Here is a 20746-nt window from a genome sequence, read left to right as displayed (position 1 = left end):
CAGAGGGCGCTACCTCGTGGCGTGAGAGACGACGAGGCCGTCGAAGCGACCCACCCGATCGACGGCGTTCGAACCCGCCTGAATCCGACGGCGGCGGAGGCCGCCGAACTCGCCAGCGACGGCGTCGACCACGGTGCGCTCGTCACGCTGTTCGGACGCTGTACCGTCGATTACGAGGGCCGTGCCGCCTCGGAGTTGGGGTTGGGCGACCGTCACGTCATGCTGAAACCCGACGGCGCCGCGTTGGTCCACACGGACGAGGGCCAACAGCCCGTCAACTGGCAACCGCCGGGCTGTGCGCACAGTTGTCGAACTGACGACGGCGACCTTGTCGTCGAGAGCCACCGCAGTTCGCCCGAGGAGTCGCTGGTCGTCCGCTTTTCGTCGGTCGCCCACGCCGCCGCCTTCGCCGTCTCCGACCCGGAATCCCTCGACGTGGTCGGCACCGAGGCAGACCTCAAAGAGCGAATTCTCGCCTCGCCGGAACTGGTCGAGTCGGGGTTCAGACCGCTGGTGACCGAACGCGAGACGCCGGCCGGCGCCGTCGACGTCTACGGCGAGGACCGCGACGGTCGAACCGTCGTCTTGGAGTTGAAACGGCGGCGTGTCGGCCCCGACGCGGTGGGACAACTCTCCCGCTACGTCGAGGCGCTGCAGCGGGACCTCCACGCCGACGCCGACATACGGGGGATTCTCGTCGCCCCCTCCGTCACCGAACGCGCCGAGGCGCTGCTCGCTGAGGAGGGGTTGGAGTTCGTCTCGCTGACACCGCAGGGCGAATAACACAGTGTGAATCACTCAACTCGCTTCTGCAACCGAGACAGCAGGTTGAGCGCCTCCAGCGGCGTCGTATCCGCGAGGTCGACCGCCCGGAGTTCCGCCAGCAGTTCTTCGGGGAGTTCGCCGCCGTCGGTCGAGGCATCCGCGGTGGAAGGCGTTCGACCCGAAATAAGGGTGTCTTCCTGGCCGACGACGGCGTTCGTTTCCTCGGCTAACAGCGCCGCGGCCCGCTCGACGACGGGGTCGGGAACGCCCGCAGTTTCGGCGACTTCGACGCCGTAGGATGCCGTCGCCGCACCCGCACGGAGGTCGTGTTCGAAGGCGACGCCGTCGGGCGTCCGGTCGGCCGAGAAGTGGTAGTTGCGCGCCCGCGGGAGGTCGGCGGCAACCCCGGTCAGTTCGTGGTGATGCGTCGCGAACAGGGTGTAAGCGCCCACCTCGTCGTGGAGGTACTCGGTTGCCGCCTGGGCGATGGCGTAGCCGTCGGTCGTCGAGGTGCCGCGGCCGACCTCGTCTAGAACGACCAGCGAATCCTCGTCGGCCTCTTCGAGGATGGCCGCCAATTCCGTCATCTCGACCATGAACGTCGAGCGGCCGCCGGCGATGTCGTCGGAGGCGCCGACGCGAGTGAACACCCGGTCGACTATCGGCACCTCGGCGCTGCGGGCGGGGACGAAACTGCCGACCTGTGCCAACACCGACAGTAGCGCCACCTGCCGCATGTAGGTCGATTTACCGGACATGTTCGGCCCGGTGATGACTGCCATCGGGCGCTCTCGGGGCAGTTCGGTCGGATTGGGGACGAACGCCTCCTCGGTCCGCTCGACGACGGGGTGGCGACCGCCCTCGATGAAGACGCCGTCGGCGCCGACCGTCGGCCGCGCGTAGTCGTACTGGGCGGCGACGGTCGACAGCGAACACAGCGCGTCGAGTTCCGCGACGGCGCTGGCAGTCTCCTGTATCCGTTCGGTCGCCTCCGCCACTTCGCTTCGAACCTCCCGGAAGAGGTCGTACTCTCGTTCGTCGGCGCGGGCCTCGGCGTGGACGATTTCGTCCTCCCGCTGTTTCAACTCGGGCGTGACGAACCGCTCGGAGTTCTTCAGCGTCTGTCGGCGCTGGTAGTCCTCCGGCACCCTATCGAGGTTCGGGTTCGTCACCTCGATGTAGTAGCCGTGGACGGAGTTGTGACCGACGCTGAGCGAGTCGATGCCCGTCCGCTCGCGCTCGTCGGCTTCGAGGTCGTCTATCCACGCCTTTCCCTCGCGTTCGGTCGCCCGGAGGTCGTCCAGCGTCTCGTCGTACCCCTCGTGGATGACGCCACCCTCGGTGATTTCGATGGGTGGCGACTCCGCGATGGCGCGGTCGATGAGGGTCCGAACGTCGGGGCAGTCGTCGAGACGCGCCTCGATGTCGGCGAGTTTCGCGCTGTCGGCGGTCGCCTCGGCGATGCACTCTTCGAGGTCGGGCACCTCCGACAGCGTCGCCTCCAGCGCCCGCAAATCGCGGGCGTCCGCCCGACCCCGAGAGACACGGGCGACCAGCCGTTCGAGGTCGTAGGTCTTGGCGAGTAACTCGCTTGCGCGTTCGCGCTCGCCGACACGGGCGAGAAGCGCCTCGACCGCGTCGAGGCGGTCGTCGATGCGCGCTTCGTCCAACAGCGGTCGGCGGAGCCAATCGCGGAGTTTTCGGCCGCCCAGCGCGCTCGCCGTCTCGTCGAGGGTCTCCACCAGTGCCGCCCCCTCTAGTCCGTGGACGTGCCTCGGTTCGAACACCTCCAGTGAGCGCAACGCGACGGCGTCCAACAGCATGTACTCACGGGGGTCGTAGCGCGTGAGGTGGTTGATGTAGTCCAGTTCTTCGAGGTCGCCGTCGGTACTCACGCCGCGGGCGTACTCGGCGTAGGCCAACAGCGCACCGCAGGCCCGAACTTCCGCCTCGGAGGCCAGCGAGGTCGACCCGAAGTACGACTCGACTTTTCCGCGGGCGGTCGCGAGGTCGAACGCCGAGCGCTCGTAGGGCGTCACCATACACCCCGAGTCGAAGGGGTCGGTCGGCGCCTCGGGGCCGACGACGGCCTCGGCGGGGTCGAACCGCTCGAGTTCGTCCTCGACGGCCTCGAGACGGTCGAGCTGCGTCGCGAAGAAATCGCCCGTCGACACGTCGAGTAGGGCGAGGCCGTACCCCTCGGTCAGGCAGGCGACGAAGTTGTTGTCGGCGTCGGCGAGCAGTTCGGTTTCCGTCAGCGTCCCGGGCGTCACCACCCGGGTCACGGCGCGGTCGACCAGTCCCGAGGTCTCCTCGGGTTCCTGTACCTGGTCGGCGACGGCGACGCGGTAGCCGGCCTCCAGCAGCGTCTCGATGTAGGACTCCGCCGAATCGATGGGGATTCCCGCCATCGGATACGTGCCCGTCGAGTCCTCGCGTTGAGTGAGCGTGATTTCGAGGATGCGGGCGGTCGCCTCGGCGGCTTCACAGAACGTCTCGTAGAAGTCCCCGACCTGAAACAGCACGAGCGCGTCGTCGTAGCGCTCACACAACTCCAGGTACTGCGACAGCATCGGCGTCAACTCCTCGGCCTTCTCGGCCATCGCGGGCGGCGGCCCCAGCGCCTCGTCCATATCTCGGGGTATCCCTCCGAACGCAAATACTCAACGGAGACCCGACAGCCACGAGTTATTTACCGCCGCCACGGAACGACCACGCATGGCCGACGACGACGACCAGCGACCGCTCATCGACCCAAAACTGTTCGCCCCCAGCGAGTTCATCGGCGAGGACATGGACCACAACGTCGACGTGACGGGCAACACCACCATCGACGTCGAACACGACATCGACCTCGACCTCCCCGTCCGACGCATCGAGTTGGGCGTCGTCGCCTTCGCCGTTCTGGTCGTCGGTCTCGGCACGCAGACGGCGGTCGGCCCGACGGTGCAGGTGGCCGGTGCCCTCGGTGTCGTGTTGGTCGTCGACTTCCTCCTCCGACTGCTCGGGCGGTAACCCGCAGGCGCCCCGAAAGTAGCTTTTATCCCCGAACCGCCACACAACCACGGTATGGACGCCCGCCGAGAGGTTTGGCGCATCTACCGAGAGTCCATCGGCATTCTCGGCGTCAGCCTCCTCGGCGGCCTCTTCGCCGGATTAGTGTTGGGTAGCGACGCGATGCGAGCCGGGTTCGCCGACTTTCCGGGGTTGCTGTTGCTGTTGCCCGCGTTTCTCGCCACCCGCGGCAACGTCTACGGCGCCTTCGGTGCCCGCATCTCCTCGGGGCTCCACCAGGGGCTCATCGACCCCGAATTCGAGTTCGACGAGCGCCTAGTGAACGCCGTCGCCGCATCCTTCGTCAACGGCATCGGCGTCTCGGTGCTCATCGGCTTCCTCTCGTGGGGGATTCTCCGGGCGCTAGGCCGGGAATCCGCTCGCCTCGCGGAGTTGGTCGGCATCACCTTCCTCGCCGGCGTGCTCACCTCGGTCGTTCTCGTCTTCGGTCTGCTTGTTTTGGTCTTCGGGAGTTACGAATCCGGCTACGACCCCGACAACCTCATCGGCCCCATCGTGACGATGCTCGGTGACGTCTTCGGCGTCGTGTTCCTCTACGTCGCCATCGTCGTCGTTGAGGTGGTGCTGTGAGCGACGACCTCGGGACGTGGCGGTTCCGAACCATCGTCGCCACGATGTTTCCGATTTTAATCGCGCTGTCGGTACTGGAGATGGGGTCGGGATACGTACTGGAATCGCTGGAGGCGACGTATCTCGACAACCCGACGCTGCTGATTCTCGTCCCCGTGATGATAGGGATGGGTGGCAACCTCGGCGCGATTCTCTCCTCGCGGCTCTCGACCCGACTCCACCTCGGGACCCTGGAGTTCTCCGCGCGCGACGAGCAGTTGTGGACGAGCATCGCCGCCATCATGTTGTTGGCGGCGACGGTGTTCAGCGCCCTCGGCGTCGCGGCGTGGGGACTCGGCCGACTCGTCGCCGAGCCGATGGCGCTGGCCGACCTGCTCGTCATCTCGGTCGGGAGCGGGATGCTGTTGGCCGTCCTGGCGGTCATCCTCTCGGTCGCCGCGACGTACGTGTCCTACCAGCAGGGACTGGACCCCGACGACACGACGATTCCGGTCGTCACGAACGTCTGTGACATCCTCGGCGTGGTCGTCCTCTCGGCGGTCGCCATCGCGGTGCTGTAGGCCCCTCGGAAGCCGCCACCCTGTTCAGGCGAACCGAAAGAGGCAACATCCGGCCGTCGAAAGAACCGGCAATTCAGTCTGCAAGAGCCGTACCCGAACGCAGTATCTCAACCGATTATGGACTCACTCCTCTCCGGTAGCCCGTCACGCGCCGTCTACGTCGTCGCCTTCGGCCTCGCCGCGGTTGCGTGTTTCGTCAGTCTCCGCCGAGCGAGGCGCATCGACGACGCCGACACCAGACGAGGACTCGAGTGGGTCCTCCTGTTGAGCGGCGGGTGGGCGGCCGCACACGTCGTCTACCTGCTTGCGCCTTCGACACGCCTCAGCCTCGCGGCGTATCTCGTCGGTCTCACGGTCGGCTTCGCTGCCGTCGGCGCGTGGCTGTACTTCTGTTCGGCCTACACCGGTCGGAGCCTCCACGAGGACGCGACCTACAGGCGGGCCGCCATCGCCGTCTTCGTCTTCGTCGTCGGCCTGAAACTCACGAACCCGATTCACGGGCTCTACTTCACCGCCACGCCGACGCCGACGCCGTTTCCCCATCTGGCCGTCGAACACTCGGTTCTGCACTGGGTATCGATGGGGCTGGCCTACGCGCTCAGCGCCGTCGGCTTCTTCATGCTGTTCGAGTTGTTCACACAGGTCGGTCACGACACGCGGCCGCTGGCGGTGCTCGTGGGGCTTACCGGGTTGCCGCTCGTCTTCGATATCGTCGGCACCGCCAGCCCGCGGTTCATCGATATGACGTACGAACCGATTGGCGTCGCCCTGTTCGCGGTCGGGACGCTGTTTCTGTTCTTCGAGCGGTTCCAGACCGTCCGGTTGGCCGGCAACGTGGACAGCCCGGTCGTCTTCCTCGACGAGGACGACGAGATACGCGACAGCAACGCCCCGGCGCATCAGCTGTTCCCGAATCTCGACGACGCGGTCGGCGAACCGCTGGAGGAGGCGCTCCCCGCCGTCGCCGACCGGTTGGCCTCCGGCGAGACCCTCCTCGAGTTGTCACGCGACGGCGAGTCGCGGTACTACATGGTCGCCACGAACCCCTTCACGTTCGGCAACACCCGCGTCGGCAGGGTGCTGTTGTTCACCGACGTGACCCAGACGGAACGGTACCGTCGGGAAATCGAACGGCAGAACGAACGCCTCGGTCGGTTCGCGAGCGTCGTCTCCCACGACCTCCGGAACCCGCTGTCCGTCGCCTATGGGCGCGTCGAGTTGGAGCAGGAAGCGCGAGCCACAGAAAGCGAGAACCTGACGGCGGCCGCCGACGCCCTCGACCGAATGGGACGGCTCATCGAGGACGTGTTGACGCTGGCGCGGGCCGGCGACGACATCGACGACCGCCAGCCCGTATCGCTGTCGTCGATAGCCGAGCGAGCGTGGGAGACTGTCGACGACGACGGCGAACTCCGAATCGAGAGCGACGCGACATGCGAGGCCGACCCCGACCGGCTGCAACAGGCGCTGGAGAACCTCTTTCGGAACAGTGTGGAACACGCCGGTCCGGACGTGGTCGTCACCGTTGGTAGTCTCGACGACGGGACGGGGTTTTACGTCGAAGACGACGGCCCCGGAATTGCCCCGGACCTCCGCGAGCAGGCCTTCGAGTGGGGCGTCTCCGGGAAAGGTGGGTCCGGCCTCGGACTCGCCATCGTCGAAACCATCGTCGAGGGCCACGGCTGGGAGATAACGGTCAAGGAGTCCGCCGATGGCGGCGCTCGATTCGAAGTGACGGGAGTTCGCTCCTGACCGCCCTCAGGCCGCCAGTTCCTCGAACTCACCCGACGACGTTCGCGTCCCTTTCGCGATGATGACGTCGCCGGCTCGGAGCGTCGCGTCGGCGTCGGGAGCGAGCATCCAGTCCTCCCCGCGCCGGATGGCGAGGACGTTCATCCCGAGTTCCGCCGCTGGAACGCCGTCTGCGACGCGTTCGCCGTCGAGGTCGCTGCCCTCGCCGACGACGACGCGGGTGAGTATCTCGTCGGATTCCTGGACTGCGAGTTCGACGACGGGGTGGACCGACAGCCCACGGAGGACGCCCCCGCTGATGTCGAGGGCGGCGTCGCTGATGACCTCGGTCGAGACGCCGAGGTGGATGAGGCCGCGCAAGGCGACGGGGTCGTCGGCGTCGGCGGCCGCCCGCAACAGCCACGCCTCGAACCGCGAGCGAAGGGCGTCGACCTCGACTTCGAGGTTGCGGACTTCGGCCGCGAGGTCCTCGTTGTCGAAGAGGATGCTGCCGTAGGCGAGGTCGACGGCCAACTCCGAGAGGTTCTTCATCAGGACGATGGAGTCGACGGCGCGTTCGAGGTCGTCGACCTCGGATTCGGGCGGTTCGGGAGCGTCGTAGTCCTCGCCCGTTACTGCTTCGTACACCTCGCCGACGGTTCGTTCCGGCCCGCGCAGGATGAGGCGGTCCTCGGCCGTGATGGTCGTCTCCGGGCCGGGATTGAGTATCCAGTCGTCGCCGCGGTGGATGGCGATGACGCGGACGCCCGTCTCGCTTTCGAGGTTGATGTCCAAGAGCGTCCGGTCGGCGTACGGGGAGTCCGTGACGACGGTGCCGCGGACGAGCGTCTCGATGGCCTCCGGCAGCGCCGCCCGCATCGCCTCGGGCAGGCCGATGTCTTCGAGGACGATTTTGGCGATATCGCCGGCGGCGTCGCTGATTCGGTCGGCGCCCGCGGCGAGGCCGAGAACCGGTGCCAGCGCCTCGACTTCGTCGGGATTGCGGGCCGCCATCAGGAGGCTCATCCGGACGCGCAGCTGCAGTACGTCCATCTTCTCTTCGAGGGCCAGCACCTCGCGGGCGATGTCCTCGCTGCCGTGCAACACCGCCGAGTACGCGAGGTCGATGAGGAGTTCCGAGGTGTCCTTCATCTCGACCAACAGCTCCTTGACGCTGACCGGCTCGTACGCGACGGTCTTCGGCGGCGACCCCTCGAAACCTGCCATACGGCGCAATACGGACGGGGCGACAAAAGGGTTGTTGCGCCGTCAGCGCGTTTTTATCCGTCGAGCACGAACGGACGGTGATGAGTGGGCCAACGAACCTCGAGGTGGACCTCCACGTCCACAGCGAGGCCTCATACGACGGCCACGAGCCGGTGGAGCTGATACTGGAACACGCCGCCGACATCGACCTCGACGCCGTGGTCATCACCGACCACGACGTCATCGATGCCTCGCTCGAAGCGGCCGAGCGCGCCCGCGAGTACGGGCTCGTCGGCATTCCCGGCGCCGAAATATCGACGGCCCACGGCCACCTGCTGGGCATCGGCATCGAGGAACTCCCCGAACGTGGCCGGCCGATGGGCGAAACTATCGAGGAGGTCCGCGAGTTGGGCGGCGTCGCAGTCGTTCCACACCCCTTCCAGCGAACCCGCCACGGCATCCGTAAACGCCGACTGAAACGGCTCGACCCCGACGCGATCGAGACGTTCAACGCGTGGCTGTTCACCGGCTACCGAAACCGCCGTGCGCGGCGGTACGCCCGTCGCTACGGCTACCCGTCGGTCGGCGGCAGCGACGCCCACTCGCTTCTGACCGTCGGGCGCGCCTACACCGAAATCCGCGTCGACCAGCCCGTCGCAGACATCGAGAGCGACGACGTGGTCGCGGCCATTCGGTCGGGCGACACCGCCATCCAGGGACAACGAGCGTCGCTGAAACGCTCTACCGGCCACTACGCCAAGGCGGCCGGACGGAAAACCGCGTGGGGCGCCAAGACGGCGGCCAAGAAGAGTTCCAACGGCGCACAGTGGGCTGTGACGACTGCGGTGCCCTTCCTGTGAGGGGCTGAGGAACGCTTTTGGTCGGCCGCCGAGAGGGGCGTGGTATGGATTCACTCGCGGCCCTCGGACCGCTGCTCGTGGTCGTCGGGGCGGCGGGGTACGTCGCCGGTATCGCCTCTCCCTATCCGGGCCGGTCGTTCGCGCTGACGGCGCTGATGGTCGGAATTACGTTGCTGGTGGTCAGACCACCCTCGGCGGCGGGAGGGAGACAGTGACCGTCAGCGCCGTCGTCTACAGCGAGACAGGTATCGAGGAGTACGACGACCTCGCGGCGGCGAAAGCCGCCGAGGGGACGACGTGGGTGCGAGTTCACGAAGCCGACGACGACGAAATCGCGGCCGTCGCCGACGCCTTCGACATCCACCGGCTCGCCATCGACGACGTGGTCAACGAGGTGCGGCCGAAAACCGAGGAGTTCTCGGCGTACACGTTTGTCCTCGTCAAAACCGCGGAGTTGACCCGTGGGGAGACGACGTTCGAAGAGGAGGTCAGCGAGGACCCCGTCGGGGTGTTCTTCGGTACCGACTGGGTTCTCACGCTGGCGCCGCGTACGGACGACCCCATCGGCCGGGTGTGGAACGCGGTCAGCCGGGGGGACGAACGACTCCTCCAGCGTGGCCCCGACTTCACCGCCTACCGGATTATCGACGTCGTCGTCGACGAGTACTTCACACTCCTGGACCGCATCGGGGACGGCATCGAGGCCATCGAGGAGGAGGTGCTCACGACGACGGATATTGAGGTGTTAGAGGCTATCAACACCGTTCGGCGGGACCTGCTGTCGTTTCGGAAACTGGCGTGGCCGACCCGGGAGGCGCTGTCGGTGCTGGCCCGCGGCGACCCCGACTACGTCGGCGAGGCGACCGAGAAGTACTTCCGGGACGTGTACGACCACCTCGTCCACGTCGTCGACCTCGTCGAGACCTACCGTGACCTCGTCTCCGGCGCCCGCGACATCTACCTCAACACCCTCTCACAGTCCAGCAACGAGGTGATGAAGGTGCTGACGGTCATCGCAACCGTCTTCCTCCCGCTGACGTTCATCGCCGGCGTCTACGGGATGAACTTCAGTGGCGGCCCCTACAACATGCCGGAGTTGGGCTGGACGTTCGGCTATCCCGCGGTGATGCTCGGGATGGCGCTGGTCGGCCTCGTGATGGTGTGGGCGTTCCGCGAGCGCGGCTACGTCTAAGTCCGCGGCGAACGAATTCCCCCTAATTTTTCAGGAGAGTTCGTGCGTCAAACCGCAACACGGAGGTCGAATTATAACGTCGCTTTTTTATATTCATGTCCCCCACCGTCGGCAACTCCAGTGACCCGCTCGTTGTCCCAAGATTCAGTCGTCAAGAGGTTTCTGAAGTATCAGCACGTCCTCGTGTTCATCGCGCCGGTGTTGTTCGTCGCCTTCGTCTACGCGGCGGCGCCGACCGAGGCCGCGAACCCCGGAGCCGACTACTGGCTCGAGTACTGGTGGCTGTTCCCCTTCTTCCTTCTGGGTGCTACCATCGTCAACACCGTCGGCATCAGCGGTGCGGCGCTGTTCGTGCCGTTTCTCATCTTCATCTTCCCGGTGTTGGCCCACCCGCTGGATGCCGAAACAATCGTCAAGGTTGGCCTCATTAGCGAGTCGTTCGGCCTCTCCAGTTCCGCCCTAGCGTTCATTTCTTATGGGCTGGTCGACCGCCGACTCGCCGCCTCACTCGTCGCCGGCGCGCTGCCGTTCGTTATCGGCGGTGCCTTCCTGTCGTTTTTCATTCCCGAAGCGCTGTTCCAGTTCCTTCTGGCGGTGCTTCTGATACTGTCGTCGTACATCCTGTTCAAGGCAGATGTCGGCCACGAAGAGCCGGGTGCTGATGCCGAACCGCAGGCCGCAACCGACGGCGGCACCACCGGCACGCTCCCGAACGACGCGGCGAAACTCGGCCCCGCTGGCGTCACCACCAGCGACGAGGGCCACGTCACCCGCGTCGACCGCGACGGCAACGACTACCGCTACGACCGCGGCGGCTACCTCGAACGGTTCGGCGTCTACGGCTTCGGCGGCGTCTTTCAGGGGCTGGCCGGCTTCGGTATCGGCGAAATCGGCATCGTCTCGATGCTCCGGTCGTCGATTCCGGTCCGCGTCGCAATCGGCACCAACCACATCGTCGTCGCGACGACGGCAATCATCGCGTCGCTGACGCACGTCTTCGGCGGTGGGTTGGTCGGCGGCCACAGCATGAACCTCGCGTTGACACCGTGGAACATGGTCGTCTTTACCGTTCCGGCGACGGTGCTCGGCGGCCAAATCGCCCCCTACGTCGCCGCCGCCCTCGATACGGACACGCTGAAGCACTTCGTCGCGTTCATCTTCGCGGTCATCGCGACCGCGCTGTTCGTCCTCGTCGGGCAGGCAGTGCTGTAGGCCGCGGCCGCTCCCGCCGCGAGGCCCGGGCTTTTGTCCGTGGAACGTCCAGTACTCCCATGAGCGAAACCCAGCCTACGGAAGCCGTCACGGTGTACGCCGACTACGTCTGTCCGTTCTGCTATCTCGGCTACGCCTCCTTCGACCAGTACCGCGAGGAACGCGAGGAACCACTCGAAACCGACTGGCACCCCTTCGATTTGCGCGCCAGCAAGCGCCGCCCCGATGGGACCATCGACCACTCCGTCGACGACGGAAAGGACGATTCGTACTTCGAGGAAGCCAAAAAGAACGTCCGCCGACTCGCCGACCGATACGACGCCGAGATGACGCAGGAACTCGTCAAGGACGTCGACTCCTACGACGCCCAGCGAGTCGGGTTCCGTGCCCGCGAGGACCACCCCGAGGCCTTCGAGGCGTTCCACCGCGGCGTCTTCGATGCGCTGTGGGAGGATGGCCGCGACATCGGCGATGGCGATGTGCTCGAAGACGTCGCTACCGAGGCGGGGCTACCAGAGAGGTACGTCGAATCGGTCCTCGACGACGAATCGAGCGAGGCAGAACTGGAGTCGGCCTTCGAAGCCGCCCAACAGCGCGGCATCACGGGTGTTCCGACGTTCGTCTACGATAATCACGCCGCTCGCGGTGCGGTGCCGCCGGAGCAACTGAAGCGACTCGTCGAAGGCGTCTAACTGACGTATTTCTCGCGCGTCTCGGTCAGCACCTCGCGTGCGTGCCCGGAGGGGTCGGCCATCTCGGGGTCGTAGATGGCGACGACCTCGCCGCCGGCGAGGACGAACGTCAATCGGTCCGTATAGCCCTCGGAAGTGTCGAGTCCGAACGCCTCGGCGACCGCGCCGTCGGTGTCGGCGAGCAACTCGAAGTCGATGCCCTCCTCGTCGGCGAAGTCGGCGTGGGTATCGACATCGTCCATCGAGACGCCGTAGACGGTGATGCCGGAGTCGCGGAACTCCGGGAGGGCGTCCTGAAAGTCGTTGGCCTCGATGGTACAGCCGCCGGTGAAGTCCTTCGGGTAAAAGTACACCACCGTCGGCTCCTCGAAGTCGGGAGAGACCGACTCGCCGTGTTGGTTCGGTGCGCTGACTGCCGGTGCCGAATCGCCGGGTTCGAGCATAGCGGCCGTTCGAGAGCCGTCGGTAAACGCGTTCGGGTCGCGGACGCGACATCTCGTCCCGCCAGGGAAGAAACCATGAACCCGGTTCAAGTTCTCTCGTATAACTCTCCACACATAGACGGCGTAACACATTGGTCGAACAGTACGCGTGGGACGGTATGGTAGACGACGAACGAACGAGCATCCACCGACGGACGCTTCTACGGGCGGCGGCAGCGGGGGCCGGTGTGGGGCTGACTGGCGCCGGCACCGTGGTAGGGACGGACGGGGCGACGAACGACGCGCTACGGCGGGCGGACACACAAGCAGCACGGGGGCCGCGGTACGTCCTCGATTATCAGGACGAGTTCAGCGAGACCCTCCGACGGAACATCGAGACGTTCCCCGGAATCGAGCAGTGTGTCTACCCGAACGCCGACCGCGAAATCTACGGCCCGACGGACGTGAACGCCCAGACGGCAAACGGCGGATTGGCCGTGGCGTTCAACGACCGCGGGACGATGACGGTGTGTAAGTGGCCCAACCCGTCGTACTACGACCACGTGAAGTACTTCACGGAGGACCGAAGCGCCGACCACTACGGCGCGGCCCCAAACGAGGGTGCGTTTCTCGGCCTCGCGGTCGAGACAGCAGAGGGAACGGAGACGGCGTGGCTTCGGGAGTGGGAGACGACCCAACACCACCCCGAGGGACTGACCGACGTGGTGGTGACCGAACACCGTTCGGACCGCTTCGGACTGACCGTCACCGTCGAGGACGTCGTCGACGCTGACGAGGACGTGTTGGTCAGGGACGTGACCGTCGAACGGGACGACGATTCGCCGGTCGAGAAAGCACGCCTCCTCGCCTTCGAGAACCTCTCGTTGAACGTCTCGAAACTCCCCTTCCTGCCGGTGACCGACGCGTGTCTGGAGGAGGGTAATGCGGATTTCGCCACCTACGACCGCGCTGTTGACGCCATCGTCCACGCCAGGCAGGGTGTCGACGTCTCGACGGGCGAGCAAGCAAGCGTCGCCGTCGGCATGGGCTTTCGGGAACCGAGCACCGACCACCAGGTCGGTGGCGACGCCTTCGAGTCCGCCTCGACGCCCGACGAGGTCGCCCTCGATGCCGGGAGCGCGGTATTCGAGGGGCTGGAGGAGGTGCCCGAAAGCGGCCCGCTGACCGGCGCCGTCGGTGGCCTCCGGGAGGCGACGTACGGGAACGCCCTTGCTCGCGACGCCTATCTCGATGCCAGCGAGTCCGTCGAGTTGGCCGGCAACGACAGTTACCTCGGACAGACGACGGGCGTCCTCTCCCGGGTTCTGTCCTTCGAGGGCGATACGGCGACTGCGACGGTGTACTTCGCCGCCGGGTCCAACGCCGCCGCCGTCGGCGAACGCCTCGGGTCGGCGCGAGAGCGAGACCCGGCCGCGATTCGAGCCGAGAAGCGGGCGTGGCTCGAAGGAGTCCTGTCGAACGCGCCGATGCCCGACACCGACGACGAGGATATCCTCGCGCTGTGTCGGCGTGCGCTGGTGACGCTGGCGACGACGTACGACCCCGACTCGGGCACCATCGTCGCTTCCATCGCCACGCAGTCGCCCTACGGCGAGGACTGGCCTCGCGACGGAGCGTACTTCAATCACCTGCTGGAGGCCATCGGCCGCCACGATTGGGTCGAGAAGCACAACCGCTTCTACGTCGAGAATCAACAATCCGTCGAGAACCCGCAACTACCCGACCTCGTGCCGCCGGGCAACTGGGCGATGAACTACTACGCCGACGGCGTCCCCGGCGGGCCGATACCGTACGAAATCGACGAGACGGGTTACGGCATCTGGACGCTGTGGGACCACTACGACGCCACCGGCAACGAGGCGTATCTCCGGGAGGTGTATCCGGCCATCAAGCGGGCAGCCGACTACCTCGTCGACTGTGCGGACCCCGAAACCGGCCTCCACTGTCCGGCCTGGGAGGACGACCGGCCGATGCCACAACAGACCGCCGTCGGCGCTCTCACCGTCTGGCTGGGCCTCGACAGCGCGCGGAAGGCCGCCGACGCGCTCGGTCGAGGCGAGGACCGGACCCGGTGGACGGTCCGCCGGAACGAACTCGCCGAGGGCATCGAGACGGAGTGTTACGACGAGGCCACCGGCTACGGCGCGAAAGCCGGGTTCACCTTCGCCGAGACGGTGTGGCCCGTCGGCTACCGGCCCGAGGTCGGGTCGGGAGACGGAACGCTCGACCATCCACGTATCGAGAACACCCTCGACCGGGAATGGGCGGAACTGGAGACCACCTTCGCCGAGCCCGAAGCGGGCGAACGCGACGGGGGGCTCTACGAGTCGAAGGGGCTGCTCGCTCTGGCGAAGGCTCGACGCCAAGAGGGGCCGGGGAGCATAGACGACGTTCGGGATGGGCTCCGGTGGGTCGCGACCGAACACGCCACCGAGGGGACACACGTCCTCGGGGAGGTGTGGATGGCCGAGGAGAACGACGACGGCGAACGGGAAATCGTCTCCGCCGTCTCACAGCCCCACGTCTGGGAGCAGAGCCTGTTCTACCTGGCGGCACTGGAGGCCTGGCCGCCGGAGGGACTCGAGTTCGACGCCGATTCGCTGGGCGGCGTCATCGAGGCACTTCGGGAGCGAAACGCCCCAAGTCAGTCGTAGCGGACACCCGTCAGTTCCTCGGAAACCGACCACAGCCGTTCAGCGGTGTCCTCGTCGTAGGAACGCTTACTGGAGCGTTGGGTCTCGGGCGCGCCGCGCATGTTCTTGAAGCCGCCGGGGCCGACGTAGTCGCTGCCCTCGATGTCCTCGGCGGTGGCGGCGTACAGCATCGGCAGGGCACCCGCTTCGGCCGGCTGGGCGATGATGCGGTTTGCGACTGTCATCGCTGCGAGTTTGAGACGGGACCCCTCCTGCTCGGGGCCGCGACGCTGGAGGTTCGTCGCCGCGTAGCCGGGGTGACAGCCGACGCTCGTCAGTTCGTCGTAGCGGCGGTCGAGTTCGTAGGCGAAAAGCAGGTTCGCGAGTTTGCTCTGGGCGTAGGCGCCCCACTTGTCGTAGTCGTCGGTGCCGTGGAGGTTCTCGAAGTCGATTTTCCCGTTCGCGTGGATGCCGCTGGACTGGGTGACGACCCGTGGGTCGGGCGCCTCCCGGAGGGAGTCGAGCAACAGGCCGGTCAGTGCGAAGTGGCCGAGGTGGTTGACCCCGAACTGCGTCTCGAAGCCGTCGGCCGTTTCGCTGCGCGGAATCGCCATCACGCCGGCGTTGTTACACAAGACATCGATGTGACCGAGGTCGGCGGCGGTGTCGGCGAATGCCCGAACCGAATCGAGGTCCGCGAGGTCGAGTTCCTCGACGGTCAGCGACGCGCCGGGGACCTCCTCGCGTGCGTCCGCAGCCGATTCGACGTTCCGGCAGGCCATCACCACGTGAGCACCCTTTCGGGCGAAGGCGCGGGTGGCTTCGAGGCCGAGGCCGCTGTTGGCTCCCGTTACGACGACAGTTCGACCGGACAACTCCGGCATATCCTCGCGCGTCCAGTTCGACATACTGGTCGAACCGGCGGGAGCGGCATACGTGTTCGGTCATCGTTCAACGAGAACTCGGTTGAATATTTATACAACCGTACATCGGCGGCAGAACGCAAATCTGTGGGGAGAAGCCAAGGCATCCCATGCGACCGAACCGTACACGAGTGCTGCTTTTGACCGCGGTGTTGTGTCTCGCAGCCGTCGCCTTCGTCGGCGTCGGCGCCGCCGCGGAAGACCCGACCGAGGGAACGACAATCGATGTCGACATCGCCGTCGACGCCGGCAGCGAGGGCGGCGACGGGAGCGTCGTCTGTACCGGTGCGGTGACCGACCACGACTGCGACAAGGGCGGCGAACTCGACGCCGGCCCGACGAGCGTCGAGTACGACGGCTTCAACGACGACAGCCTCGAGGAGCGGTCCTCCGCCTTCGGCGACACCTTCGTCGTGACTGCCGGCAACGAGTCGGCGACAGTCGGCTTCACCTGTGAACTCGGCCTCGAACCGTCCGCGGAGAACCCCTGTCCGCTCGAGGCCTCCCAAGGTGACACCACCAAGGACGGCGACGAGCCGAGCGATGACGAGGAATCCCACCCAAGCGAGAACGGCGAAGGTGACGGAAACGCACCCGAACACGCAAACGGCCCCTCGTAGGCGCCGACCCGACTCACCGAACTGAACCGCCGCAGGGTATAGGCCCCCTCGAATCGAAGCCGCAACGAATGGCTGCCATTCGGACGCGCGAGTTGTCGAAACGATACGGCGACGTGGTGGCGCTTGATTCGCTGTCGCTGACCGTCGAGGACGGCGAGTGCTACGGGTTTCTCGGCCCCAACGGCGCCGGCAAATCGACGACCATCAACATCCTGACGGGCCAACTCGTCCCCGATAGCGGCGAGGCCCGCGTCGCGGGCGTCGACCCCGTCGAGACGCCAGTCGAAGCGCGGCGACACGTCGGCATCCTCCCCGAGAGCGGCCGGCCGCCGTCTTTTCTGACGGTGCGTGAGTACTTCGAGTTCGCTGCGGCCACTCGCGATATCGAGGAGGCGACGCTGACCGAACGGGTCGACCGCTGGGCGGAGCGACTGGAGTTCGCCCACAAACTCGACACGCTGTGTACCGACCTCTCGCAGGGCGAACGACAGAAGGTACTCATCACGCAGGCGTTCCTCCACGAACCGCGGGTCGTCTTCATCGACGAACCGCTGACGAACTTAGACCCCATCATGCAGGAGCGGGTCAAGCGCTTCTTCGAGACCTACCGCGACGCCGGCAACACGCTGTTTCTGTCGACGCACTTCGTCGAGACGGCCGCCGAGGTGTGTACGCAGGTTGGCATCCTGAACCGCGGTCGCCTGCTCGAGGAACTCCGACCCGGCGGGATGGACGGCGACGCGCTGCTCGACCAGTTCTTCGCGTCGGTCGAAGACGACGTACAGGAGGCGGAACTCCAACGCACGCCATGACGCTATCGACCACCTATCTGCTCCGGGTGATGGCACTGGAGGAGTGGCGACTCCACGGCCGCATGTTCGGCGGGAAGCGCTTCGCGATGTTTCCCGTCTTCGTCGCCGCGGTCGCCGCCGGCACAGCCGCGTTTTTCGCCCTCGCCAACGCCGACACGGGTCTGCTCATCGCCGGACTCCATCTGGTCGTCGCCACGCTCGGTCTGCAGGTCGGCACCGTCGGATTGGTCGGCCGGGACGCTCTCGAGGACCTGCTGGGAGAGACGACGCTGTTGCTGTTCTCGGCGCGCACTCTGCCCGTCGAACCGAAGAAACTGCTCGTCGCCTTCCTCGTGAAGGACGTGGCCTACTACGCAGTTCTCTTCCTGCTGCCGCTGACCGTCGGGTTGGTGCCGCTGGTCGTGATGGCCGACGTACCTGCCGCTCGCCTGCCGCTGTTGTTCATCACGAGCGTCGGCATGTTCGCCCTCGGCGTAGCCGCGAGTTTCGCACTCGTCGGCGTCCACACGCGCTCGCGGACGGCCTCCATCGCCGCGGTCGTCGCCGTCGTCGCCGCGCTCCTCCTCGATGGGTCTCGCGTGCTCGCGCTGACCCCGTACGGCCTGCTGGCCGACATCCGACCGCTGACCGTCGCCGGCAGTCTCCTGGTTCCGGTCGCCTTGGGCATCCTCGGCATCGTCGCCTTCCGGTTCGACCGCCGAACCCCCTCCCGAACAGCCGCGAACCGCTTCGGGTGGCTCCACCGGAAACTGGGGGCCGCGGACGAACAGGGCCTGCTGGCGAAGTCGCTTCTCGACGTGGTTCGGTCCTCGGGCGGCCTCTGGAAGGTCGTCTTCTCGCAGGGACTGGTGTTCGCCGTCCTTGCGGTTCTCTTGGCCTTCCTGCCGGACGTGGTTCCGGTCCGACCCGAACCGGGACTCACCATCGCCGCCGTCCTCGCGCTGGGTTCGTTTACCACCTACAACTGGCTCTGTCAGTTCGACGATACGGCGTTTTACCTGCGGCATCCCGTCTCGCTGTCGGCGGTATTCCGGGCGAAACTGCTCGGCTTCTGTCTGCTCGCGTTGCCCTCGGGGTTGGCTTTCCTCGGGTTGGGTGCGGTCGTCTTCGGCACCGGGACGATGGCCGTCGGCATCGCCGTCTTCGCGCCGCTGTGTCTGTACGTCTTCGGCGTGACGGCGTACGTCGCCGGTCTCGAACCGACCGAGCTGCTGTTCGACACGCCCGTCTTCGCCGCGTTCACGCTCTCGATGATGGTCGTCCTCATTCCGCTGGTGGTCGCCGCCATCGCATTCACGCTGTATCCGACCGGCCTCGCGTTGGGCAGCGTCGGCTACGCGTCGCTGTCCGGAATCGCGGGCCTCGGCCTGTATCGGCGGGCCGGAACGAGGTGGGAAGGGCGTGCGCTGGACGGAACGGACTGACCTACAGCCTGTATCGGCGGCCCGGGAGCAGTGAACGAGTAAGTGATAAAAATTTAATATATTGAGTTGAGTTACATTATCTATGGAGGGCACAAAAGAACAGGATTCGGCGGTCCTCTTCGAGCGTATCATTGCCGCAGTAATCGACCTTCTGGTGATGGTTCCTCTGGTGGCGACGGTTGCAGCAATTTTGGGCGTCGGAACCCAATCCGAGGCTGTCTTCGTATCTATAATCCTTGTGGGATATTTTTCGTACTACATCGTTCCGGAGTGGCTGTACGGTCGGACGCTGGGAAAGCAACTACTCGGAATAATCGTCCTTCGTTCGGATGGTCGAGTCCCGTCACTCGAACAGGCCGTGCTGCGTAACCTGTTGCGAATCATCGACGGAGCGGGGGGATACCTGTTTGGACTGCTCGTAATCCTGTTCACAAACAAGAATCAACGGGTCGGCGACCTCCTCTCGGGAACGGTCGTCGTTTCAAGGAGGTGATTACAGTTCGTAGAGGTCGCCGAACTTCGATTCCGCGTATTCGAGGAAGTAGTCGGCGGTGAACGGTTCGCCGGTGGCCTCCTCGACGAGGTCGTCGGTGGTGTAGCGCTGGCCGTGGCTGTGGACGTTGTCGGTGAGCCACTCGTGGAGCGCCTCGAATTCGCCGGAGCGGACCTGCGAGTCGAGGTCGCCGATGTCGGAGGCCGCGGCGTCGTACAGTTGTGCCGCCAGCACGCTCCCCAACGAGTAGGTCGGGAAGTAGCCGAAGGAGCCGTGACTCCAGTGGATATCCTGTAGGCAGCCCTCGCCGTCGGCGTCGGGGCGGACGCCGAGGTACTCCTCCATCTTGTCGTTCCAGACGGCGGGAACCTCTTCGACGTCGAGGTCACCGGCCAGCAGGTCGCGTTCGATTTCGAACCGCAAGATGATGTGGAGGTGGTAGGTGAGTTCGTCGGCCTCGACGCGGATGAGGTTGTCCTCGTACACCTGGTTTGCGGCCTCGTAGGCCTGTCGCGCGGTGAGGTCGGTGCCGTACTGGTCGTTGAACTGCGGGACGAACAGTTCCCAGAACGGTTCGGTGCGGCCGACGTGGTTCTCCCAGAGTCGCGATTGGGACTCGTGGACGGTCAGCCCGCGGTGTTCGCCGAGCGGCGAGCCGTAGGCGTCCTGTCGGAGGCCCTGCGTGTAGGTGGCGTGGCCGAACTCGTGGATGGTCGAGCCGAGCGAATCCAGCGGGTCGGACTCGTCGAAACGCGTCGTCACGCGGGCGTCGAACTGCGTCCCCGAGGAGAAGGGATGCGGTGCGGTGTCGATGCGGCCGTGTTCGAAGTCGTAGCCGAGCGTCTCGAGAGCCTCGCGGGCGAGGTCCATCTGCTCGTCTTCGGGGAAAGTGCCGTCGACGCTGTAGAGGTCGACCTCCGAGTCGCGAATCTCGTCGATGAGGGGGACGAGGCGCTCACGGAGGTTCTCGAGGACTCGTTCGGCGGTGTCGAGGTCGATGTACGGTTCGTAGTCCGCGAACAGCACCTCGTAGGGGTCGGCGTCGGGGTCGATGTGTTCGGCGTACTCGCGTTTGAGCTCCAGGAGGCGCTCGACGGTCGGCGCGAAGGTGTCCCAGTCGTCGTTGGCCTTCGCTTCCTGCCAGACGGGGTGGGCGTCGCTCGTCGCCTCGCTGATTTCGGTGACGAGGTCGGTCGGGACGCGTGCCTTCCGCTCGTGTTGTCGTCGAATCTCCCGAACGACGGCGGCCTCCTCGGCGGGGAGGTCGGCGTCTTCGAGGGTGTCGAGGTTTTCGGCCACGTCGTCGTCTACGAGGATATCGTGGGCGACCGCCGATATCGCGCCGCGCTGCTTCGAGCGGGCGGGTGTCCCGCCCTCCGGCATCATTACTTCCTGGTCCCAACTCAGCACCATGTTCGCGTCGCCGAGATACGTCGCTCGCTGGTAGTCGGCCAGCAGGTCGTCGTAGGCCTCGGGGACGCTCGATTGGTCCGTCGCCATGGCAAATACTGCGACCCCCGAAGCCAAGAAGCCAC

The 20746-nt window shown here is 65.9% G+C and carries 20 protein-coding genes; 15 read left to right on the top strand and 5 right to left on the bottom strand.

Going from position 1 to position 20746, the window contains the following annotated elements; genetic code table 11:
* The first annotated feature begins 57 nt into the window (after positions 1–57).
* Entirely contained in the window at positions 58–783 is a 726-nt protein-coding gene (gene nucS, locus HWX69_RS04665) for an endonuclease NucS (protein ID WP_178916608.1), read from the top strand.
* An 11-nt stretch (positions 784–794) separates the two neighbouring features.
* Here the strand turns inward: nucS and mutS are convergent, their stop codons facing one another.
* The gene (gene mutS / locus HWX69_RS04660; protein ID WP_178915933.1) at positions 795–3398 is read right to left on the bottom strand and encodes a DNA mismatch repair protein MutS; all 2604 of its coding nucleotides are present in this window, start codon (positions 3396–3398) and stop codon (positions 795–797) included.
* 85 nt (positions 3399–3483) lie between these two features.
* Here mutS and HWX69_RS04655 point away from each other — a divergent pair, with 85 nt between their 5' ends.
* From HWX69_RS04655 to HWX69_RS04640, 4 genes are all read left to right on the top strand, one after another.
* Positions 3484–3780: a hypothetical protein gene (locus tag HWX69_RS04655; protein WP_178915932.1), complete on the top strand. Its 297-nt coding sequence runs from the start codon at positions 3484–3486 to the stop codon at positions 3778–3780.
* 54 nt (positions 3781–3834) lie between these two features.
* Positions 3835–4410 carry a magnesium transporter gene (locus HWX69_RS04650; RefSeq protein WP_178915931.1) on the top strand — a complete coding sequence of 192 codons (576 nt, stop codon included), beginning with the start codon at positions 3835–3837 and terminating at the stop codon, positions 4408–4410.
* A gap of 44 nt (positions 4411–4454) precedes the next feature.
* Positions 4455–4970 carry a magnesium transporter gene (locus HWX69_RS04645; protein ID WP_178916607.1) on the top strand — a complete coding sequence of 172 codons (516 nt, stop codon included), beginning with the start codon at positions 4455–4457 and terminating at the stop codon, positions 4968–4970.
* 117 nt (positions 4971–5087) lie between these two features.
* Complete coding sequence (locus tag HWX69_RS04640) at positions 5088–6722, top strand: sensor histidine kinase (RefSeq protein WP_178915930.1); 1635 nt, start codon at positions 5088–5090, stop codon at positions 6720–6722.
* Positions 6723–6728: 6 nt separating this feature from the next.
* Here HWX69_RS04640 and HWX69_RS04635 read toward each other — a convergent pair whose 3' ends face one another.
* Positions 6729–7928 (bottom strand): potassium channel family protein, encoded by a 1200-nt coding sequence (locus HWX69_RS04635; RefSeq protein WP_178915929.1) that lies wholly within the window; start codon positions 7926–7928, stop codon positions 6729–6731.
* An 80-nt stretch (positions 7929–8008) separates the two neighbouring features.
* Here HWX69_RS04635 and HWX69_RS04630 point away from each other — a divergent pair, with 80 nt between their 5' ends.
* From HWX69_RS04630 to HWX69_RS04610, 5 genes are all read left to right on the top strand, one after another.
* The gene (locus HWX69_RS04630) at positions 8009–8767 is read left to right on the top strand and encodes a CehA/McbA family metallohydrolase (protein ID WP_178915928.1); all 759 of its coding nucleotides are present in this window, start codon (positions 8009–8011) and stop codon (positions 8765–8767) included.
* A gap of 44 nt (positions 8768–8811) precedes the next feature.
* Positions 8812–8982, top strand: a complete 171-nt coding sequence (locus HWX69_RS04625) for a hypothetical protein (RefSeq protein WP_178915927.1) — start codon at positions 8812–8814, stop codon at positions 8980–8982.
* A complete protein-coding gene (corA, locus tag HWX69_RS04620; protein WP_178915926.1) occupies positions 8979–9959 on the top strand; it encodes a magnesium/cobalt transporter CorA in 981 nt (326 codons plus the stop codon). Before HWX69_RS04625 ends, corA begins: the two co-directional genes overlap by 4 nt.
* Before the next feature lie 120 nt (positions 9960–10079).
* Entirely contained in the window at positions 10080–11171 is a 1092-nt protein-coding gene (locus HWX69_RS04615) for a TSUP family transporter (RefSeq protein WP_178915925.1), read from the top strand.
* A gap of 59 nt (positions 11172–11230) precedes the next feature.
* The gene (locus HWX69_RS04610) at positions 11231–11863 is read left to right on the top strand and encodes a DsbA family oxidoreductase (RefSeq protein WP_178915924.1); all 633 of its coding nucleotides are present in this window, start codon (positions 11231–11233) and stop codon (positions 11861–11863) included.
* On the opposite strand, the gene HWX69_RS04605 is transcribed toward HWX69_RS04610, so the two are convergent.
* Positions 11860–12306: a peroxiredoxin gene (locus HWX69_RS04605; RefSeq protein ID WP_178915923.1), complete on the bottom strand. Its 447-nt coding sequence runs from the start codon at positions 12304–12306 to the stop codon at positions 11860–11862. The genes HWX69_RS04610 and HWX69_RS04605 overlap by 4 nt on opposite strands.
* 158 nt (positions 12307–12464) lie before the next feature.
* On the opposite strand from HWX69_RS04605, the gene HWX69_RS04600 reads away from it, so the two are divergent.
* Positions 12465–14960 carry a glycoside hydrolase family 15 protein gene (locus HWX69_RS04600; RefSeq protein WP_178915922.1) on the top strand — a complete coding sequence of 832 codons (2496 nt, stop codon included), beginning with the start codon at positions 12465–12467 and terminating at the stop codon, positions 14958–14960.
* Here the strand turns inward: HWX69_RS04600 and HWX69_RS04595 are convergent.
* On the bottom strand, positions 14951–15847 hold the full coding sequence (locus HWX69_RS04595; RefSeq protein ID WP_178915921.1) for an oxidoreductase: 897 nt from the start codon (positions 15845–15847) through the stop codon (positions 14951–14953). The two genes, HWX69_RS04600 and HWX69_RS04595, sit on opposite strands and share 10 nt — an antisense overlap.
* A 125-nt stretch (positions 15848–15972) precedes the next feature.
* Here HWX69_RS04595 and HWX69_RS04590 point away from each other — a divergent pair, with 125 nt between their 5' ends.
* The 4 genes from HWX69_RS04590 (at position 15973) to HWX69_RS04575 (ending at position 19211) form a co-directional block, all read left to right on the top strand.
* A complete protein-coding gene (locus HWX69_RS04590) occupies positions 15973–16482 on the top strand; it encodes a hypothetical protein (RefSeq protein WP_178915920.1) in 510 nt (169 codons plus the stop codon).
* A 68-nt stretch (positions 16483–16550) separates the two neighbouring features.
* Complete coding sequence (locus HWX69_RS04585) at positions 16551–17294, top strand: ABC transporter ATP-binding protein (protein ID WP_178915919.1); 744 nt, start codon at positions 16551–16553, stop codon at positions 17292–17294.
* Positions 17291–18718, top strand: coding sequence for a hypothetical protein (locus HWX69_RS04580; protein ID WP_178915918.1), 1428 nt, complete (start codon positions 17291–17293; stop codon positions 18716–18718). The genes HWX69_RS04585 and HWX69_RS04580 overlap by 4 nt, the downstream gene beginning before the upstream one ends.
* Before the next feature lie 82 nt (positions 18719–18800).
* Positions 18801–19211 (top strand): RDD family protein, encoded by a 411-nt coding sequence (locus HWX69_RS04575; RefSeq protein ID WP_178915917.1) that lies wholly within the window; start codon positions 18801–18803, stop codon positions 19209–19211.
* Here the strand turns inward: HWX69_RS04575 and HWX69_RS04570 are convergent, their stop codons facing one another.
* Positions 19212–20711 (bottom strand): carboxypeptidase M32, encoded by a 1500-nt coding sequence (locus tag HWX69_RS04570; RefSeq protein ID WP_178915916.1) that lies wholly within the window; start codon positions 20709–20711, stop codon positions 19212–19214.
* Positions 20712–20746 lie beyond the last annotated feature (35 nt).

Source organism: Natronomonas gomsonensis, assembly GCF_013391635.1.
GTDB classification, from domain to species: domain Archaea; phylum Halobacteriota; class Halobacteria; order Halobacteriales; family Haloarculaceae; genus Natronomonas; species Natronomonas gomsonensis_A.
Note: the sequence above shows the minus strand (reverse complement) of the source record. Positions and strands in the feature narration are given on the sequence as shown.

Coding starts and splice junctions, on each gene's coding strand:
- mutS (WP_178915933.1), bottom strand. CDS start 3,398: ATGGACGAGGCGCTGGGGCCGCCGCCCGCGATGGCCGAGAAGGCCGAG.
- HWX69_RS04655 (WP_178915932.1), top strand. CDS start 3,484: ATGGCCGACGACGACGACCAGCGACCGCTCATCGACCCAAAACTGTTC.
- HWX69_RS04650 (WP_178915931.1), top strand. CDS start 3,835: ATGGACGCCCGCCGAGAGGTTTGGCGCATCTACCGAGAGTCCATCGGC.
- HWX69_RS04645 (WP_178916607.1), top strand. CDS start 4,455: ATGTTTCCGATTTTAATCGCGCTGTCGGTACTGGAGATGGGGTCGGGA.
- HWX69_RS04640 (WP_178915930.1), top strand. CDS start 5,088: ATGGACTCACTCCTCTCCGGTAGCCCGTCACGCGCCGTCTACGTCGTC.
- HWX69_RS04635 (WP_178915929.1), bottom strand. CDS start 7,928: ATGGCAGGTTTCGAGGGGTCGCCGCCGAAGACCGTCGCGTACGAGCCG.
- HWX69_RS04630 (WP_178915928.1), top strand. CDS start 8,009: ATGAGTGGGCCAACGAACCTCGAGGTGGACCTCCACGTCCACAGCGAG.
- HWX69_RS04625 (WP_178915927.1), top strand. CDS start 8,812: ATGGATTCACTCGCGGCCCTCGGACCGCTGCTCGTGGTCGTCGGGGCG.
- HWX69_RS04610 (WP_178915924.1), top strand. CDS start 11,231: ATGAGCGAAACCCAGCCTACGGAAGCCGTCACGGTGTACGCCGACTAC.
- HWX69_RS04605 (WP_178915923.1), bottom strand. CDS start 12,306: ATGCTCGAACCCGGCGATTCGGCACCGGCAGTCAGCGCACCGAACCAA.
- HWX69_RS04600 (WP_178915922.1), top strand. CDS start 12,465: ATGGTAGACGACGAACGAACGAGCATCCACCGACGGACGCTTCTACGG.
- HWX69_RS04595 (WP_178915921.1), bottom strand. CDS start 15,847: ATGTCGAACTGGACGCGCGAGGATATGCCGGAGTTGTCCGGTCGAACT.
- HWX69_RS04590 (WP_178915920.1), top strand. CDS start 15,973: ATGCGACCGAACCGTACACGAGTGCTGCTTTTGACCGCGGTGTTGTGT.
- HWX69_RS04585 (WP_178915919.1), top strand. CDS start 16,551: ATGGCTGCCATTCGGACGCGCGAGTTGTCGAAACGATACGGCGACGTG.
- HWX69_RS04580 (WP_178915918.1), top strand. CDS start 17,291: ATGACGCTATCGACCACCTATCTGCTCCGGGTGATGGCACTGGAGGAG.
- HWX69_RS04575 (WP_178915917.1), top strand. CDS start 18,801: ATGGAGGGCACAAAAGAACAGGATTCGGCGGTCCTCTTCGAGCGTATC.
- HWX69_RS04570 (WP_178915916.1), bottom strand. CDS start 20,711: ATGGCGACGGACCAATCGAGCGTCCCCGAGGCCTACGACGACCTGCTG.